The sequence below is a fragment of the Streptomyces sp. NPDC005423 genome, from assembly GCF_040606415.1.
Classification (GTDB): domain Bacteria; phylum Actinomycetota; class Actinomycetes; order Streptomycetales; family Streptomycetaceae; genus Streptomyces.
On record NZ_JBEXET010000011.1, the window covers coordinates 20,052 to 37,551 of the forward strand.

Here is a 17,500-nt window from a genome sequence, read left to right on the forward strand (position 1 = left end):
CGGCCGGGGCGGGACGCCCTCCGGCGGTACGCCCCCGGTGGTCACACGCCGCGGGTCGCGGACCGTCGCCGGGGGCGCGTCCGGGAAGCGGGCCGAGGCGGGCGGCGGGGGCGGGTCCGCGGCGTCGGCGGCCCGGGGCGAGAAGGGCCGGACACCGGGGAAGGAGGGGCGGCCGTCGACGGGGCCGGGCGCCCTGCGCGCATCCCCGGCGGCACCGCCCCCACGGCCGCCGTCCGGAACCCCGCCGGAACCGGGACCCGTAGCGGACGACGACGAACCGACGCCTCCGGAAACGGTCGTGCCCGCACCGGACGAGGACCCGGCGCGTCCCGTCCCGGTCCCGCCGCCGGACCCGGTGGGATCCGGGCCGGGTGCCGCTCCGCCCTGGGGCTGTCCGGTCCCGCGTCCGCTGGGCCGCAGGCCGAAGGCCGAGAAGGGGCGTTCACCCAACGGCTCCCCCGAAGTCGGCCTGGAGGACGGCCTGTTGGACGGTGGGGTGGGTTCGCCGTGCGGGGCTTGCTCGCCCGGACCGGCCGGTTCGGAGGGGCGGCGCGGCGGGACGGGGGCGCGTCGCGCTTCCGTGCTCATGCACCCCCCGTTTCCTCGTGCCCGGGCCGTTTCCTCGTACGTGGCCGGAGTAGTTCGTACCCCCGCCCGGTCTGGATTGGTCCGTCCGGGCACGCATACCCGCGGCGGCGGAGCACCATCCCGGACGCGGTCGAACGGCCGGGGGCGTTCCTCCGTGCGTGCGCGTCACTCTACGGGTTGCCCCCACGCGAACGGGAACCAGTCCGCGAGCCCGGGGCATCTGCCCGGAACATCCCCCTACCCTGCGGTAATCCTGTCTGGCAGGCTTCGTTCATGACTGCGCGCGCTGCCGACCGGGCCCGTTACGACCGGGCCACCGCCCATCTCGACGCCCCTGTCGCGATCGTGGACCTGGACGCCTTCGACGCCAACGCGGACGACCTGGTGCGCCGGGCCGGCGGCAAGCCGATCCGCGTCGCCAGCAAGTCCGTACGCTGCCGGGCCCTGCTCGAACGCGTCCTGGCCCGGGACGGCTTCGCGGGCCTCATGTCCTTCACCTTGGCCGAGTCGCTCTGGCTCGCCCGGTCCGGCTTCGAGGACGTCCTCCTCGCCTACCCCTCCGCCGACCGGGCCTCCTTCGCCGAACTGACGAGTGACCCCAAGCTCGCCGCCGCCGTCACCGTCATGATCGACGACCCGGCGCAGCTCAATCTCATCGACGACGCCCGGGCCGGCGGCCGCGAAGTGGTGCGGGTCTGCCTGGAGTTGGACACCGCGCTCCGGATGTTCGGCGGCCGGCTGCGGGTCGGCGCACTCCGCTCCCCGCTGCACTCCCCGGCCGAGGTCGCCGGCCTCGCCCGTGCCGTGGCCCGCCGCCCCGGCTTCGAGGTCGTCGGGATCATGGCGTACGAGGGGCACATCGCCGGGGTCGGCGACTCCGTCGCCGGGCGCCCCCTGCGGTCGCGGGCGATCCGGCTGATGCAGGCCACCGCCCGCCGCGAACTCGCCGAGCGGCGCGCCGAGGTGGTGCGCGCGGTGCGGGCCGTGGTGCCGGAGCTGGAGTTCGTCAACGGCGGTGGCACCGGCAGCGTGCAGCACACCGCCGCGGAGGACGCCGTGACGGAGATCGCGGCCGGCTCCGGGCTGTACCTGCCGCGGCTCTTCGACAACTACACGTCTTTCACGGGCCGTCCGGCCGCCCTCTTCGCCCAGCCCGTCGTACGGCGCCCCGGTGTCGGCGTCGTGACCGTCCTCGGCGGCGGCTACCCGGCCTCCGGCGCACCCGGACCGGACCGGCTGCCGGTGCCGTACCTGCCGGAGGGGCTGCGCTACGACCCGCAGGAGGGACCCGGCGAGGTGCAGACCCCGCTGCTGGGCTCCCCCGCCGACGACCTCCTCATCGGCGACAGGGTGTGGTTCCGGCACGCCAAGGCCGGGGAGCTGTGCGAGCGGTTCGACACGCTGCACCTGATCGAGGGCGACGCGGTGACGGCCGCCGTCCCGACCTACCGGGGCGAGGGCCGCACGTTCCTCTGACCCCCGGACGCTCCCGCCGGCGCGGGCAGGTGCGGCCGGGCCTCAGTACACGGTGTCCGCCCGGTCGGGGACGAGCGAACCGTCGGCGCGCAGCAGCGGTGTGCGGGCACCGTCCGGCGCGTTGTAGGCGGTGGTCGAGCACGGGTAGGGGGCCGGCCGGTGCGGCAGCGGGTCGATGAACATCGGGTTGACCAGCCAGCGGCCGTCGGCGTCGTCGTAGGCCCGGCACATCAGCTCGCTCTTGTTCCGGTTCACCACCAGGTGGGCGCCGGTCGCGTCGCCGACGAAGGTGACGTCGGTGTCGGCGTCGCCGGCCGCGATGGCCGGCCGGTGCCGCCCATCCTGCCGCTGCCAGGCGGCGGCGCCCCGGACGCCGTAGATCCGCTGGTTGATCCAGCAGCGTTTGCCGTCGATGTAGGGGATCGTCCCGCCCCGGGTAGCCGGGGTGGCGCCGCAGCCGGTGGTCCAGGGGGTGAGGCGGCCGTGGCGGTCGAGGAGGGAGCGGATGGCGATGGTGTGGGCGGGGTCCACGCCGACGCCCCGGGACCAGACCTCGGTGACGGGTGCGGAGCCGGCCGAGACAATGTAGACGTCGAAGCCGGCCCGTCGGAGGGTGCGGATCAGGTCGCGTTGCTGGTCGTAGTAGCGGACGTACGCCGGGACGGTGTGCGTGCCCACGCGCTGGGTCGCGCCGATCGGGGCGGCGAGGGCCTCGCGGCGGGCGGCGCGGGCGTAGGAGGCGAGTTGGGCGGGGGTGCGGCCGGTGAGGAGCTGGGGCACCCAGGCGTACTGGGGGACGGTGCGCCGGTGGTTCCAGCGGCCGGCGAAGGCCGGGGCGCCGCTCATGGTGGCGCCGGTGTCGCGGATGCGGACGATCTCGTCCGTGCAGCGGGGGGTGGTGGAGGTCGGCAGCGGCGCGCCCACCGGTACGGCCGTGCCGCAGGCCCCGGTCAGGGCCCGGTCGGCGGCGCCGGTCAGCCACTCGCTGGTCTCCGTCCAGCGGGCCGGGCGCAGGATCTTGTCGTGTCTCAGGGTCCAGGCGAGGGTGATGTCGGTGACGTCGTTCTTGGTGACCGTGTTGTCCCAGTCGAAGACGGCGACCGGGCGGCGTCCGGGCCTGCCCGAGCAGCTGCCGCGTTCGTCGATCACCCGCTGGAGGCGGGCGCGATTGTCGCCGTACCAACTCGCGGTGAGGCGCGGGCAGTTCGGGGTGGCCGGCCGGGCCGGAGTGGTGGTGGGTGCGGCCGCCAGGGCGGCGGCCGTCACCAGGGTCCACGCGAGAAGTCGTCGCATACGACGTGGACCGTACCGGTATGTCCGCTAGAGGGGCGTGACGTACGCGCCGGAGATGCCGCCGTCCACGAGGAAGTCGGCGGCGTTCACGAAGGAGGAGTCGTCGCTGGCGAGGAAGGCGACGGCGGCGGCGATCTCCTCGGCCTCGGCGAAGCGGCCCACCGGGATGTGGACGAGGCGGCGGGCGGCGCGCTCGGGGTCCTTGGCGAAGAGTTCCCGCAGCAGCGGGGTGTTGACCGGGCCCGGGCAGAGGGCGTTGACCCGGATGCCTTCGCGGGCGAACTGGACGCCCAGCTCACGGGACATGGCGAGGACGCCGCCCTTGGACGCCGTGTACGAGATCTGCGAGGTGGCCGCGCCCATCCGCGCCACGAAGGACGCGGTGTTGATGATGGAGCCCCGGCCCTGGCGGCGCATGTAGGGGATGGCGGCCTTGCAGCACAGGTAGACGGAGGTGAGGTTGACGTCCTGGACGCGCTTCCAGGCCTCCAGGCCGGTGTCGAGGATGGAGTCGTCGTCGGGCGGGGAGATGCCCGCGTTGTTGAAGGCGATGTCGACGCTGCCGTAGGTGTCGTGGGCGGCCTTGAAGAGCGCCTCGACCTGGTCGGGGTCGGTGACGTCGACCTTCACGAAGAGCCCGCCGACCTCGTCCGCGACCGCCTTGCCGTGGGTCTCGTCAATGTCGCCGCAGACGACGTGGGCGCCCTCGGAGGCGAGCCGGCGCGCGGTGGCGAGGCCGATGCCGCTGCCGGCGCCGGTGATGACGGCGGTACGGCCGACCAGCCGTCGGCAGACGTTCTCCTCGGCCCGGGGCCGAGGGTGGGACTGGGGCTGGGGCTGGGGCTGGGTCACTGTGCGGGGCCCTCCGTGCTGATGAAGACGTTCTTGGTTTCGGTGAAGGCGGTGAGCGCGTCCGGGCCGAGTTCCCGTCCGATCCCCGACTGCTTGAAGCCGCCGAAGGGGGTCCAATAGCGGACGCTCGCATGGGAGTTGACGGAGAGGTTGCCGGCCCGGACCGCCTGGGAGACGCGCAGGGCGCGGCCGACGTCACGGGTCCAGATGGAGCCGGCGAGGCCGTAGTCGGTGGCGTTGGCGAGCCGGATGGCGTCGGCCTCGTCCTCGAAGGGCAGGACGACGGCGACGGGCCCGAAGACCTCCTCCACGGCCACCCGCGCGCGGGCGTCGACGCCGGTCAGGACGGTGGGCGGGAACCAGAAACCGGGGCCCTCGGGCGCCTTGCCGCGGATTCCGGCGGCACCGGCCGGGACGTACGAGCGGACCTGGTCGAGCTGGGCGCGGGAGATGAGCGGGCCCATGTCGGTGCTCTCGTCCGCGGGATCGCCGACGGACACGGCCTCGATCGCCGGGGTCAGCAGTTCCAGGAAGCGGTCGTGGGCGGAGCGCTGGACGAGGATGCGGGTGCGGGCGCAGCAGTCCTGGCCGGAGTTGTCGAGGAAGGACATCGGAGCCGCCGCGGCGGCGGCCTCGATGTTCGCGTCGGCGAAGACGATGTTGGGGCTCTTGCCGCCGAGTTCGAGGGTGACGCGCTTGAGCAGCGCCGCACCCTTCGCCAACACCTGTTTGCCCACGGCTGTTGACCCGGTGAACACGAGCTTCGCGACACCGGGATGCTCGACGAGGGCGTTGCCCGCGACCGGGCCGTGGCCGGGCAGCACCTGGAAGAGGCCTTCGGGAAGTCCTGCCTCCAGGGCGAGTCCGGCCAGCCTGAGCGCGGTCAGCGGGGTGGTCTCGGCCGGTTTGAGGATCACCGCGTTGCCCGCCGCGAGCGCGGGGGCGGCGCCCCAGGCGGCGATCGGCATGGGGAAGTTCCAGGGGGCGATGACGCCCACCACCCCCAGCGGTTCGAGGATCGTGAGGTCGAGGCCGCCGGGGACCGGGATCTGACGACCTGTCAGTCGCTCCACTCCCCCGGCGGCGTAGTCGAGCAGGTCGCGGACGTTGCCCGCCTCCCAGCGGGCGTTGCCGATGGTGTGGCCGGCCTCGCGCACCTCCAACTGGGCCAGTTCCTCGCGGTGTTCGTCGACGGTGGTGGCGAACCGGCGCAGCAGCCGGGCGCGGTCGGCGGGGGCCAGGGCCGCCCACGCCGTCTGCGCCCGCGTCGCACGTACCACGGCGGCGTCCACGTCGGCCGCCGTGGCGGCGGGGACGGTGGCGACGACCTCCTCGGTGGCGGGGTCGAGGACGCGGAGTTCGGGAGCGGACTGGTCGGACCGGTCGGACACGTGCGGACCTCTCACAGGCGTTCGAAGGAGCGGCGCAGCTCCCAGTCGGTGACCGCGGCGTCGAAGGCGGCCAGTTCGACGCGGGCCATGTTGCGGTAGTGCGCGACCACCTCGTCGCCGAAGGCTGCCCGGGCGATCGGGCTCGCCTCCCACAGCTCGGCGGCCTCGCGCAGGGTGGTGGGGACGTGGGCGTAGTCGGCGGCGTAGGCGTTGCCCGTGCAGGGCTCCGGCAACTCCAGCTTCTGCTCGATGCCGTAGAGGCCGGCCGCGACCAGTCCCGCGACGGCGAGATACGGGTTGACGTCACCGCCGGGCAGCCGGTTCTCGAACCGCATCGACCGGCCGTGGCCGACCACGCGGAGCGCACAGGTGCGGTTGTCGTGGCCCCAGGCGACGGCGGTGGGCGCGAAGGAGCCGGGCTGGAACCGCTTGTAGGAGTTGATGTTGGGGGCGTAGAGCAGCGAGAAGTCGCGCAGCGCGGCGAGTTGGCCGGCGAGGAAGTGCCGCATGACCTCCGACATCCCGTCGGGGTCGGCGGCGGTGCCGGCCATGACGTTGGAGCCGTCGGCGTCGGCGAGCGAGAGATGGATGTGGCAGGAGTTGCCCTCGCGCTCGTCGTACTTGGCCATGAAGGTGATCGAGACGCCTTCCTGGGCGGCGATCTCCTTGGTGCCGGTCTTGTAGACGGCGTGCTGGTCGCAGGTGACGAGGGCCTCGTCGTAGCGGAAGGCGATCTCGTGCTGGCCCGGGTTGCACTCGCCCTTGGCGGATTCGACGGTGAGCCCGGCGGCGGCCATCTCGTTGCGGATGCGGCGGAGCAGGGGTTCGATCCGGCCGGTCCCGAGCACCGAGTAGTCGACGTTGTACTGGTTGGCCGGAGTGAGCCCGCGGTAGTTGGCGTCCCAGGCCTGTTCGTAGGTGTCCTTGAACACGATGAACTCCAGCTCCGTACCGACCTGCGCGGTGAGACCGCGCTCGGCGAGGCGCTCCAGCTGGCGGCGCAGGATCTGGCGGGGCGCGGCGACCACCGGCGACCCGTCGTCCCAGGCGAGGTCGGCGACGAGCAGAGCGGTGCCCTCGTTCCAGGGCACCCGACGGAGGGTGGACAGGTCCGGGTGGAGGGCGAAGTCGCCGTAACCGCGGTCCCAGGAGGACATCGCGTATCCGTCGACGGTGTTCATCTCGGTGTCGACGGCGAGCAGGTAGTTGCAGCCCTCGGTGCCGTGCTGGAGCACCTCGTCGAGAAAGAACCGGGCCGCGAACCGCTTGCCCTGGAGCCGGCCCTGCATGTCGGGGAAGGCCAGGACGACGGTGTCGATCTCACCGGCCGCGACGAGGACGCTCAACTCCTCGACGCTCAACGGTGGTGTGCGGTCTGCCACGGGGAAAGCCTCCTTCGGCCTCTACGGTCAGCCGGAGCCATAAGGTATTGCGGTGAACCATTGCTTGGGAAGGGGGTGCCCCCATATGCCGCTTGACGCGGAGGACGCCCCGCGGGACCGATTGACCCCGGTACTGCGGCCGGTGCGGGCGGGCAACGGATTCGAGGAGGCGCTGGAGCAGATCCTCCAGGTGGTGCGCCTCGGCCTGGTCCCGGGCGGCGGGCGGCTGCCGGCCGAGCGGGAGCTGGCCGAGCGGCTGGGGATCAGCCGGGTGACGCTGCGCGAGGTGCTCAAGGTGCTCCAGGACCAGGGGCTCGTGGAGTCGCGGCGCGGACGCTACGGGGGGACCTTCGTCCTGGCCCGCACCGACGCGGGTGGCGAGGACGAGCTGCGGCGGCGGATCAGCTCGGTCGACATCGAGGACGTCCTGCGCTTCCGGGAGGTGCTGGAGGTCGGGGCGGCCGGGCTCTGCGCGACCCACGGGCTGACGCCCGACCAGGCGGGGCGGCTGCGGAAGGCGCTCGCCGCCACCCACGACGCGCCGCTCAGCGACTACCGCCGGCGGGACACCCTGCTCCACCTCACGCTGGCCCAGCTGTGCGGGTCGCCGACGCTGACCGCGCAGTACGCGGGGGTACGGGCCGCGGTCAACGACCTCCTCGACTGCATTCCGCTGCTGGTGCGCAACCTCGAACACTCCCAGCGCCAGCACATCGCGCTGGTCGAGGCGGTGCTCGACGGGGACGCGGACGGGGCGCGGGAGATGATGCGGGAGCACTGCGGGGGGACGGCGGCGCTGCTGCGCGGCTTCCTGGCCTGAACCCCCGGGCAGCGGGGGTCCTTGCCCTTCGGGTGCCCGGTCGGCAAAGGTATGGACGCAGACCATTACCGTGGTGGGACCGGGGTCGGAGGACGTATGACGGGCAGACCGTTGATCGGCATCAGTACGTATCTGGAGGCCGGGGCGCGCTGGGGCGCGTGGGAGCTGGAGGCGGCGCTGCTGCCGGCCGGCTACCCGCGGCTCGTACGGCGGGCCGGCGGTCTGGCCGTGATGCTGCCCCCGGACGAGGCCGAACATGCCGCCGCGACCGTGGCCCGTCTCGACGGTCTGGTGATCGCGGGCGGCCCCGACGTCGAACCCAGCCGCTACGGCGCCGACCGCGACCCCCGCACCGGCCCGCCCGCACCGGCCCGCGACGCCTGGGAACTCGCCCTGATCGACGCGGCGTTGACGGCCGGTCGGCCCCTGCTGGGGATCTGCCGGGGCATGCAGCTGCTGAACGTCGCCCTGGGCGGCACCCTGACCCAGCACCTCGACGGGCACGCGGAGGCACTCGGCGTCTTCGGCCGCCACCCGGTGAAGCCGGTCCCCGGCACGCGCTACGCGGACGCCGTACCGGAGGAGTCGTCCGTACCGACCTATCACCACCAGGCCGTGGACCGGCTGGGCGAGGGGTTGCTGGTGTCGGCGTACGCGTCGGACGGCACCGTCGAGGCGATCGAACTGCCCGCCCCCGGGTGGGCGTTGGGCGTGCAGTGGCATCCCGAGATGGGTGACGACCCGCGCGTGATGCGGGAGTTGGTCCGCGCCGCCGGCCCACCGGCGACCCCGGCGGCGGGGCCCGCCCCGGACGGAGGGCCCTAACCCCTTGTCAGGGCGAGCAGTTCGCGCGCCGGGCCGGTGGGACGGTGGCCCGTCGGCCAGACCGCTCGCAGGGCCCGGGCGAGGGTCGGGCCGTCCACCGGGACGGCGACCAGGCGCCGGGTCGAGAGCTCCTCGCCGACCGCGAGTTCGCTGAGGACGGCCGGGCCCGCGCCGCCGACCGCGGAGGCCTTGACCGCCGTGGTGGAGGAGAGTTCGATCAGCGGGCGGGCCAGGCCGCCGAGCGCCGCGTCGAGGACCTGACGGGTGCCCGACCCCTTCTCCCGCAAAATCAGCGGGGTCGAGGCCAGTTCGGGCGCGGTCACCGGGCGGCGGCGCCGGGCCCAGGGATGGCCGGGCGCCGTCACCACGATCAGGTGGTCGTGGCCGATGACCGCCGAGTCGAGGCCGGCCGGCACGGTCAGCCCCTCCACGAAGCCGAGGTCCGCCTCGCCGGAGAGCAGCCGCTCGGCGACCGTCGCCGAGTTCCCGGCGAGCAGGGAGACCGCCGTGTCGGGCCGCTGGGCGCGCAGCGCGAGCAGCCAGCCGGGCAGCAGGTACTCGGCGATCGTCATGCTCGCTGCGACCCGCAGCCGCGAGTCGCGCCGGTCCCGCAGCGCCTGCGCGCCCGCGTCGAACGCCGCCGCCGCCTCCACCACCCGCCGCGCCCAGTCGGTGACCAGCGCACCGGCGTCGGTGAGCCGGGACCCGCGCGGTGAACGGTCCACCAGGGCGACCCCCAACTGCCGCTCCATGGAACGGATCCGGCTGCTCGCCGCGGGCTGGGTGATGCCCAGCTCGCGCGCCGCCCGGCCGAGACTGCCCAGCCTGGCCACCGCGAGCAGCAGCTCCAGACCGCCCAGGTCCGGCACCCGGTGGGCCAGCGAACCGCCCGCCGGCCGGGCGTCCCGGCGCTGCTCCTCGATGCCGCTCATAAATCCAGTTTATGTCCGGACAGACCCAAACTCCCCGGCCGCCCGTCCCGGTCAGCGGGACGGTGCACGTGCGGGAGGGCTCCAGCGGGAGGATGCGCGTCAGCGCGAGCGGTCCTGATGGGCCTCGATGTGCTCCGCCACCGCCACCACGATCACCCGGGTGTCGGGCACGGTCGCGCGCCAGCGGTGCCGCACCCCGCCGGTGAGATACAGGGTGTCGCCGCGGCCCAGACGGTAGGCGCGGCCCTCCGCCTCCACCTCGACGGCGCCGTCCGCGACGTACATCAACTCGTCGTTGCGGTGCTGGAATTCGCGCCCCGCGTCATGGTCGCCGGTGAACTCCGAGGCGTGCAGCTGATGGTGGCCACGGATCAGGGGGCGCACCCGCGGCGCCCGGTCCGCGCCGTTCTCCTCGGCGCGCACGACGTCGACGCTGCACGCCGGATCGGCGGCGGCGAGGAGTTCGACGGCCGTGGTGCGCAGCGCGTCGGCGACCTTTTCGAGGGAGCTCCGGCTGGGCCGGGCCCGGTCGTTCTCGACCTGGCTGAGGAAGGGGACCGAGAGACCGCTGCGTTCGGCCACGACGGCGAGGGTGAGCTCCAGCGCACGACGCCGGCGCCGTACGGCCGCGCCCACCCGTAGGGGCTGTTCTTTGTGGTCGCCCATCGCTCCGGCTCCCTCCTTCGCTCGTCGGTCCGCCGTCCGGTCCCGGTGCCGGGAGGCGCTCCCTCGCGGGAGTTCCCTGCACCCTACGCATGTTCGGCAAACCGTTTCATGCGCCTGTCACATCCGCCCGGCACCGCGTGCGCCGCGACCCCACAGTTCTCGCCAGTGGAGCGCCGCGCCGGACCCGTCCGCTACGGCACCGCCGGCCCCCGCCGGCGGCGGACCGGTCCACTTCGGTTCAATGCGCGGGAGGCCGCCGGTGTTCCCGCCCGCCGCCCCGGCCGGGCCCGGAGGGATTCGTAGTGCTCTGTGGTTGGCCGGATCCCTACGGTGGAGGGACACGGTCCGGACAGGCCACGAAGGGCGGGCTCCGCCGGGCGCGGGAACGCGCGGCGGGGCCCGCCCCTCGGGCGGCGGCCGGGACGGTCAGGTCATCCGGCTGCCTGGCTCTTGGTGACGGGGGCCCACTTGGCGGCCAGACCCGGGTGCCGCTTCAGCCAGGTGCGGACGGCGTCCTGCTCGTGGCCCTTGCCGGACTTCTGGATCTGCGCCTCCAGACCGGTGAGCTGCCCCTCGGTCATGCGGAAGTCCTTCAGCCAGGCGCCGACCTCGGGGTTGTCGGCGGCGAAGCCCTTGCGCGCGACGGTGTGCAGAGCGTCGCCCTTGCCCCAGGCGCCCTTCGGGTCCTTGAGCTTCTTCAGCCCGTAGTCGCTGTACGCCCAGTGCGGCGACCAGAGCGTGACGACGATCGGCTGCTTCCTGGCGTACGCGCGCTTCAGCTCGGCCAGCATCGCCGGGGTCGAGCCGTCCACGACGTCGTAGTCGCCTTGCAGGCCGTACTCCTTGAGGACCCTGCTCTTGAGCGCGCCCATCATGCCGGCGCTGGGCTCGATGCCGACGATCTTCCCGCCGAACTCGGAGGCGTGCGCCTTGAGGTCCGCGAGCGAGTTCACGTCCTTCACATACGACGGGACGGTGAGCTCCAGGGAGGTGGAGCCGTACCAGCCGCCGAGGTCTTCGAGCCGCTCACCGTACTTCTTCCAGTACTCCGCGTGGGTCGTCGGCAGCCAGGCGTCGGTCTGGAAGTCGAGCTGGCCGGAGGCGACTCCGGTGTACAGCGGGCCGGCCGCGTACTGGGTCGTGTCGACCTTGTAGCCGCGCTCCTCCAGCAGTTCCTTCCACAGGAACGTGGAGGCGATCCCCTCGTCCCAGGGGATGTAACCGATGTTGATCTCCTTGCCCTTGCCGATGTCGTCGGCGGCGTTCACCTCGGTACCGGACGACGGGCCGAAGACGCCCATGCCGCCGGCGACCAGGGCGAGGACGACCACGCCGACCACGGCGACCGCCGGGCGGGGTCGGTGATTCCAGGGCTTGGCGCCGCCGGCCGCGCGGGCCTTGGCGGCGGCGCGGCGACCCAGCGGGGAGATCTGGGTGCCGAGGGCGCCCGTCATCCGGTCCAGGTAGATGGCGAGGACGACGATGCCGACGCCCGCCTCGAAGCCGAAGCCGATGTCGAGCTGTCCGATGGCCTCGTTGACGGCGCCGCCGAGGCCGCCGGTGCCGACCATGCCGGCGATGACCACCATCGACAGGCCCAGCATGATGACCTGGTTGACGCCCGCCATGATGGTCGGCAGGGCGAGCGGCAGCTGGACGCGGAACAGGGTGTCGCGCGGTGAGGTCCCGAACGCCTCGGCGGCCTCGACGAGTTCGGCGTCGACCTGGCGGATGCCCAGCTCGGTCATCCGGACGCCGGGCGCGAGCGCGAAGATCAGGGTGGCGATGACACCGGCGGAGGTACCGAGTCCGAAGAAGAGGATCGCCGGAATCAGCAGCACCATCGACGGCATCGTCTGGAGCAGGTCCAGCACCGGGCGCACGGTCGCGCTGACCGTGCGGGAACGGGCCGCCCAGATGCCCAGCGGCACCGAGATCACCAGGGCGATGACGGTCGCGACGAGCACCAGGGCCAGGGTCGACATGGCCCGGTCCCACAGGCCGAGCGAGTCGACCAGCAGGAATCCCGCGAAGGCGAGGACCCCCGCGGCCAGGCCGCGCAGCCACCAGGCGACAACGGCCAGGACGGCGGCGAGCAGAAGGGGTTCGGGGGCGGTGAGGACCGCGTTGATCCCGTCGTACATGCCCTCCACCACGGTCTTCACCGCGTCGAAGAACCACGACATGTGGGCGACGAGCCAGTCGACTCCGGAGTCGACCCAGTCGCCGAGCGGAAGCCTAGGCACGGGCGGTCACCTCCTCGCCGCCGTCGCGCGGAGCACCGCAGGGAACGGGCTCGCCCCGCTGGTCGCCGAGGAAGGCGACCAGACGCCGCTCGGGTACGACACCGACCACCGCGCGCCCCTCGTCGAGCACCGCCACGGGGTGGGTGAGGCGGGCGCTGAGCGCGCACAGGTCGGTGAACGGCGTGTCCGGCGTGGCGGTCTCGCAGTCGCAGTCGGCCTCGTCACCGCGCACGTCGGTGTCCATGACGGCGCTCGCGGTGAGCACCCGGGAACGGTCGACGTCCTGGATGAAGGAGGACACGTAGTCGTCGGCCGGACGGATGAGGATGTCCTCCGCCGTGCCGGTCTGGACGATACGGCCGTCCCGCATGACGGCGACGCGGTCGCCCAGGCGCATGGCCTCGTTGAGGTCGTGGGTGATGAAGACGATCGTCTTCCGCAGGGACTTCTGCAGCTCCAGGAGCTGGTCCTGCATGTCCCGCCGGATCAGCGGGTCGAGCGCGCTGAACGACTCGTCCATCAGCAGCAGGTCCGCGTCGGTGGCGAGGGCGCGGGCCAGGCCCACGCGCTGCTGCATACCGCCGGAGAGCTCGTCGGGCCAGGAGGCCTCCCAGCCGGCCAGGCCGCACAGGGCGAGCGCCTCGTCGGCGCGGCGTTCACGCTCGGCGCGGGGCACGCCCTGCACCTCCAGGCCGTAGGCGGCGTTCTCGCGCACGTTGCGGTGCGGGAAGAGCGCGAAGTGCTGGAAGACCATGCTGATCTTCCGGGCCCGGACCGCGCGCAGCTCACGGTCGGTGAGCGCGGTCAGGTCCTGCCCGTCGAAGAGGACGCGGCCCGCGGTCGGCTCCAGGAGTCCGTTGAGCATCCGCAGCAGGGTGGACTTGCCGGAGCCCGACAGGCCCATGACCACGAAGATCTCGCCCGGTGCCACCGAGAAGGAGGCGTCGACGACGGCCGCGGTGGTGCCCTCGGCGCGCAGTTCCTCCCGCTGCGCTCCCTGCCGTAGCCGTTCGACTGCCTGGTCGGGTCGTCTGCCGAACACCTTGTGCAGGTGCTCGGCTTCTAGCCTGGCTGACACGCGTACCTCTCGATCGACGGCATGGTCCGGAGGGGGGTCGCAGTCCGTCGACACGCGACCCGGCCCTCTCCGACGCCGTGCCTTCCCAGGGTTCCCGTACGCAAACGCGCAAGTGGTTCAGGTCACTGTCAGTGGGGTGCGGCATGATGCGAGGCGTGACCGGACGACTGATGCTCCTCGACACCGCCTCGCTCTACTTCCGCGCCTACTTCGGCGTCCCGGAGTCCGTGAAGGCCCCGGACGGCACGCCGGTGAACGCCGTGCGCGGACTGCTGGAATTCATCGACCGCCTGGTAAGGGACCACCGTCCCGGACAGCTGGTGGCGTGCATGGACGCGGACTGGCGGCCCCAGTGGCGGGTCGACCTGATCCCCTCCTACAAGGCGCACCGCGTCGCCGAGGAACGCGCGGCGGGCCCGGACGAGGAGGAGGTGCCGGACACGCTCTCCCCGCAGGTGCCGATCATCGAGGCCGTCCTGGACGCGATCGGCATCGCCCGGGTGGGCGTCGAGCGGTACGAGGCGGACGACGTGATCGGCACGTTCACCGCGCGCGCCGAGGGGCCGGTCGACATCGTCACCGGCGACCGCGACCTCTACCAACTGGTCGACGACGTGCGCGGGGTGCGCGTCCTGTATCCGCTCAAGGGCGTGGGCTCCCTCCAGCTCACCGACGAGGCGTTCCTGCGGGAGAAGTACGGCGTGGACGGCCGGGGGTACGTGGATCTCGCGCTGCTGCGCGGCGACCCCAGCGACGGGCTGCCCGGTGTGCCCGGCATCGGAGAGAAGACGGCGGCGAAGCTGCTCGCCGACTTCGGCGACCTGGCCGGGATCATGGCGGCGCTCGACGACCCCAGGGCGAAGCTGACGCCCTCGCAGCGCAAGCGGCTGGAGGAGTCGCGGCCGTACCTGGCGGTGGCGCCGAAGGTCGTACGGGTGGCCGACGACGTCCCGCTCCCCTCGGTCGATCCGGCGCTGCCGCGCGCGCCGCGCGACCCGGAGGCGGTGGCGCTGCTCGCGGCGCGCTGGGGCCTGGGGGGATCGATGCACCGGCTGCTGCACACGCTCGGCGCGTGATGCGCGCCTCCGGTCGCCTCCCGTCGCTTCCCGTCGGTGCCCTCCGGCCCGTGGTGGCCTGTCAAAGGATTGGCCAAACTCTTGAGCGCGGGGAGCCCTCACAGGACGGGGTGTTAACTTAGGTAAGCCTAAGAAGAGGATATGGGAGGCCGTCATGGCAGAACGTCCGGCTCGGAAACCGCGGAAGCCCCACACCGCGCGGGTCGTCCGCACCGAACGCCTCACCCCGCACATGCAGCGGGTGGTGCTCGGCGGTGCCGGCCTGGCCGAGATCTCGGCGGACAGTTGCACCGACCACTATGTGAAGCTGCTGTTCCCGGCCGCGGGCGTGACCTACCCGGACCCCTTCGACCTGGAGCGCATCCGCGAGGACTTCCCGCGCGACCAGTGGCCCGTGACGCGGACGTACACCGTGCGCGCCTTCGACGCCGTGAACCTCGAAATGACGCTGGACTTCGTCATCCACGGCGACGAGGGCCTCGCCGGGCCGTGGGCGGTCCGCGTCCAGCCGGGCGAGACCGTGCGTTTCATGGGTCCCGGCGGCGGCTACTCCCCCGACACGAGCGCCGACTGGCACCTGCTGGCCGGTGACGAGAGCGCGCTGCCCGCGATCGCCCGGGCCCTGGAGATCCTCCCCGAGGGCACCAGGGCGCACGCGTTCGTGGAGGTCTCCGGGCCCGAGGAGGAGCAGAAGATCGACTCGGACGTCGAGGTCACCTGGCTGCACCGCGGGGACCGGCCGGTCGGCGAGGCGCTGGTCGAGGCGGTAGAGGCGCTGGAGTTCCCGGCGGGCCGCCCGCACGCGTTCGTGCACGGCGAGGCGGGCCTGGTGAAGGAGTTGCGCCGGCTGCTCCGCGTCGAGCGGGCGATCCCACGCGAGGACCTGTCGATCTCCGGGTACTGGCGGCTGGGCCACAACGAGGACGGCTGGCAGGCGTCGAAGCGGGAGTGGAACGCGAAGGTCGAGGCGGAGCAGGAAGGCACCGCGGCGGCCTAGACCGCCGGGCCCGCGGCCCGGAACGCCGGGCGCGCGGAGAGGCGCCGTACGGGAAGGGCGGGCGGGGGAGGGCCGGGCTCGCGGAGAGCCGCCGTACGAGAGGACCGGACTGAGAGCCGGGCAGGGGCAGCACCCTTCGGGGTACTGCCCCTTCGGCGGGTTTCCGCCGGGGCGGCGGCCCCGGCGCGGGCGTGAGCACATGGGCCCCGGGCGGACACGGCGGCGTGACGCGGGTGAAACAGACGCTCCCTAATTTCTGTCACCCGACAGGAATCCCGCGCCGAAGGCAGGTGCCGCCGTGACCACAACCGCCCCCTCCGACGTACGCCCCGACCCGCCCGGCTCCCCCGCGAGCTCCGGCGATCAGTCGCTCGCGGAGTTCGGCTACCGCCAGGAACTCCACCGCAGTCTGGGCCGGTACGCGTCGTTCGCGGCCGGGTTCTCCTTCATCTCCGTCCTGACGACCGTCTTCCAGTTCTTCGCCTTCGGGTACGCGTTCGGCGGCCCCGTCTTCTTCTGGGCTTGGCCGGCGGTGCTGGCCGGGCAGTTGATGGTGGCCGCGTGCTTCGCGGAGCTGGCGGCGCGCTATCCGATCTCGGGCGCGATCTACCAGTGGTCCTCGCGCCTGTCCACCGCGGCCTTCGGCTGGTTCGCCGGCTGGATCATGGTGATCGGGCAGATCGTGGTGGTCGCCGCGGCGGCGCTCGCGCTGCAGATGGTGCTGCCCCCGATCTGGTCCGGCTTCCAGCTGGTCGGCACCGACCCGTCGCCCGCCTCGGCGGACGGCGCGGCCAACGCGGCGGTCCTCGGCGTCGTCCTGCTGGTCCTGACGACCGTGGTGAACCTGCTCGACAACCGGGTGATGTCGGTGGTCAACCGGGTCGGCGTCACCGCCGAGATCATCGGCGCGGTACTGATCGTGGTGCTGCTGCTGACCCACTCCCGGCGCACCCCGGGCATCACCTTCCACACCGGCGGCGGCGCGCAGGGCGGTCTCTTCGGCGCGCTGCTGGTCGGATCGTTCACGGCCGCGTACGTGATGATCGGCTTCGACAGCGCCGGCGAGATGAGCGAGGAGACCCACAACCCGCGCCGCACCGCGCCCCGCACGATCCTCACCGCCCTCGCCGCCGCCGGTCTGCTCGGCGGTCTGGTGATCCTCGGCGGCCTGCTCGCCGCGCCCAGCCTGACCGACGGACACCTGGCGGTCGACGGCCTCGGCTACGTCCTGACGAGCAGCCTGGGCGACGGGGTGGGCAAGGCCCTGCTGGCCGACGTGGTGGTGGCGATCGCGGTGGCGACCCTCGCCATCCAGACGGCGGCCGGCCGCATGCTCTTCTCCATGGCCCGCGACGGCCGACTCCCCTTCTCCGCCCGCCTGTCCAGGGTCGACCCGCGCACCGGCATGCCCGGCGCCCCGGCCCTGGTCGTCGGCGTCCTCGCCGCCGCACTGCTCCTGCTCGACTTCGCCTCCCCGGACGCCTTCCTGGCCATCGGCACCACCTGCATCGTGCTGCTCTACCTCGCCTACGCCATGGTCACCGGCCCCCTCCTGGTCCGCCGGCTGCGCGGCGGCTTCGCCACGGGCGGCACCGACGAGCAGGGCGCACCGCTCTTCTCCCTCGGCCGCTGGGGCGTCCCGGTCAACGCGCTCGCCCTGCTCTACGGCCTCTTCATGTGCGTCAACCTGGCGTGGCCGCGGGCGGCGGTGTACGACCCGGCCGGCGGCCACTGGTACTTCCAGTGGTTCACCGTGCTGTTCCTGGCCGCGACGCTCGCCCTGGGTGCCGGCTACCGGGCGTACGCGTCCCGCGCGCGGACCGGGCGGGAGGCGGCCGAAGCGGTCGCGGCGTGAGCTGAGCCGACCGCCTAGGCTGG

At 73.1% G+C, this 17,500-nt stretch carries 14 protein-coding genes; 6 read left to right on the forward strand and 8 right to left on the reverse strand.

All coding sequences use genetic code 11. From position 1 onward, the window contains the following. The first annotated feature begins 861 nt into the window (after positions 1-861). Positions 862-2,064 carry an amino acid deaminase/aldolase gene (locus ABZT12_RS14735; RefSeq protein ID WP_356382881.1) on the forward strand — a complete coding sequence of 401 codons (1,203 nt, stop codon included), beginning with the start codon at positions 862-864 and terminating at the stop codon, positions 2,062-2,064. A gap of 42 nt (positions 2,065-2,106) precedes the next feature. Here ABZT12_RS14735 and ABZT12_RS14740 read toward each other — a convergent pair whose 3' ends face one another. The 4 genes from ABZT12_RS14740 to ABZT12_RS14755 are packed head-to-tail and all read right to left on the reverse strand — an operon-like array spanning position 2,107 to position 6,982. Beyond that, positions 2,107-3,357, reverse strand: coding sequence for a haloacid dehalogenase-like hydrolase (locus ABZT12_RS14740; protein ID WP_356382884.1), 1,251 nt, complete (start codon positions 3,355-3,357; stop codon positions 2,107-2,109). 27 nt (positions 3,358-3,384) lie between these two features. Next, positions 3,385-4,209, reverse strand: a complete 825-nt coding sequence (locus tag ABZT12_RS14745) for a 3-oxoacyl-ACP reductase (RefSeq protein ID WP_356382887.1) — start codon at positions 4,207-4,209, stop codon at positions 3,385-3,387. Next, a complete protein-coding gene (locus ABZT12_RS14750; protein WP_356382890.1) occupies positions 4,206-5,600 on the reverse strand; it encodes an aldehyde dehydrogenase family protein in 1,395 nt (464 codons plus the stop codon). Before ABZT12_RS14750 ends, ABZT12_RS14745 begins: the two co-directional genes overlap by 4 nt. 11 nt (positions 5,601-5,611) lie before the next feature. Next, a complete protein-coding gene (locus ABZT12_RS14755; RefSeq protein ID WP_356382893.1) occupies positions 5,612-6,982 on the reverse strand; it encodes a glutamine synthetase family protein in 1,371 nt (456 codons plus the stop codon). 85 nt (positions 6,983-7,067) lie between these two features. Here ABZT12_RS14755 and ABZT12_RS14760 point away from each other — a divergent pair, with 85 nt between their 5' ends. Both ABZT12_RS14760 and ABZT12_RS14765 read left to right on the forward strand, forming a co-directional pair. Then, positions 7,068-7,802 carry an FCD domain-containing protein gene (locus ABZT12_RS14760; RefSeq protein ID WP_356382896.1) on the forward strand — a complete coding sequence of 245 codons (735 nt, stop codon included), beginning with the start codon at positions 7,068-7,070 and terminating at the stop codon, positions 7,800-7,802. Positions 7,803-7,898: 96 nt separating this feature from the next. After that, entirely contained in the window at positions 7,899-8,627 is a 729-nt protein-coding gene (locus ABZT12_RS14765; protein ID WP_356382899.1) for a gamma-glutamyl-gamma-aminobutyrate hydrolase family protein, read from the forward strand. Here the strand turns inward: ABZT12_RS14765 and ABZT12_RS14770 are convergent. The 4 genes from ABZT12_RS14770 to ABZT12_RS14785 form a co-directional block, all read right to left on the reverse strand. After that, positions 8,624-9,559, reverse strand: a complete 936-nt coding sequence (locus ABZT12_RS14770; RefSeq protein WP_356382902.1) for a LysR family transcriptional regulator — start codon at positions 9,557-9,559, stop codon at positions 8,624-8,626. The two genes, ABZT12_RS14765 and ABZT12_RS14770, sit on opposite strands and share 4 nt — an antisense overlap. Positions 9,560-9,658: 99 nt before the next feature. After that, entirely contained in the window at positions 9,659-10,225 is a 567-nt protein-coding gene (locus tag ABZT12_RS14775; protein WP_356382905.1) for an XRE family transcriptional regulator, read from the reverse strand. 431 nt (positions 10,226-10,656) lie between these two features. Then, on the reverse strand, positions 10,657-12,471 hold the full coding sequence (locus ABZT12_RS14780) for an ABC transporter permease/substrate binding protein (RefSeq protein WP_356382908.1): 1,815 nt from the start codon (positions 12,469-12,471) through the stop codon (positions 10,657-10,659). Next, positions 12,464-13,549 carry a glycine betaine/L-proline ABC transporter ATP-binding protein gene (locus ABZT12_RS14785; protein WP_356382911.1) on the reverse strand — a complete coding sequence of 362 codons (1,086 nt, stop codon included), beginning with the start codon at positions 13,547-13,549 and terminating at the stop codon, positions 12,464-12,466. The genes ABZT12_RS14780 and ABZT12_RS14785 overlap by 8 nt, the downstream gene beginning before the upstream one ends. Positions 13,550-13,692: 143 nt before the next feature. Between ABZT12_RS14785 and ABZT12_RS14790 the strand changes: the two genes are divergently transcribed. From ABZT12_RS14790 to ABZT12_RS14800, 3 genes are all read left to right on the forward strand, one after another. Beyond that, the gene (locus tag ABZT12_RS14790; protein ID WP_356382914.1) at positions 13,693-14,625 is read left to right on the forward strand and encodes a 5'-3' exonuclease; all 933 of its coding nucleotides are present in this window, start codon (positions 13,693-13,695) and stop codon (positions 14,623-14,625) included. A 154-nt stretch (positions 14,626-14,779) separates the two neighbouring features. After that, positions 14,780-15,622, forward strand: a complete 843-nt coding sequence (locus ABZT12_RS14795; protein ID WP_356382917.1) for a siderophore-interacting protein — start codon at positions 14,780-14,782, stop codon at positions 15,620-15,622. Between the two features lie 298 nt (positions 15,623-15,920). Then, the gene (locus ABZT12_RS14800) at positions 15,921-17,477 is read left to right on the forward strand and encodes an amino acid permease (RefSeq protein ID WP_356382920.1); all 1,557 of its coding nucleotides are present in this window, start codon (positions 15,921-15,923) and stop codon (positions 17,475-17,477) included. Positions 17,478-17,500 lie beyond the last annotated feature (23 nt).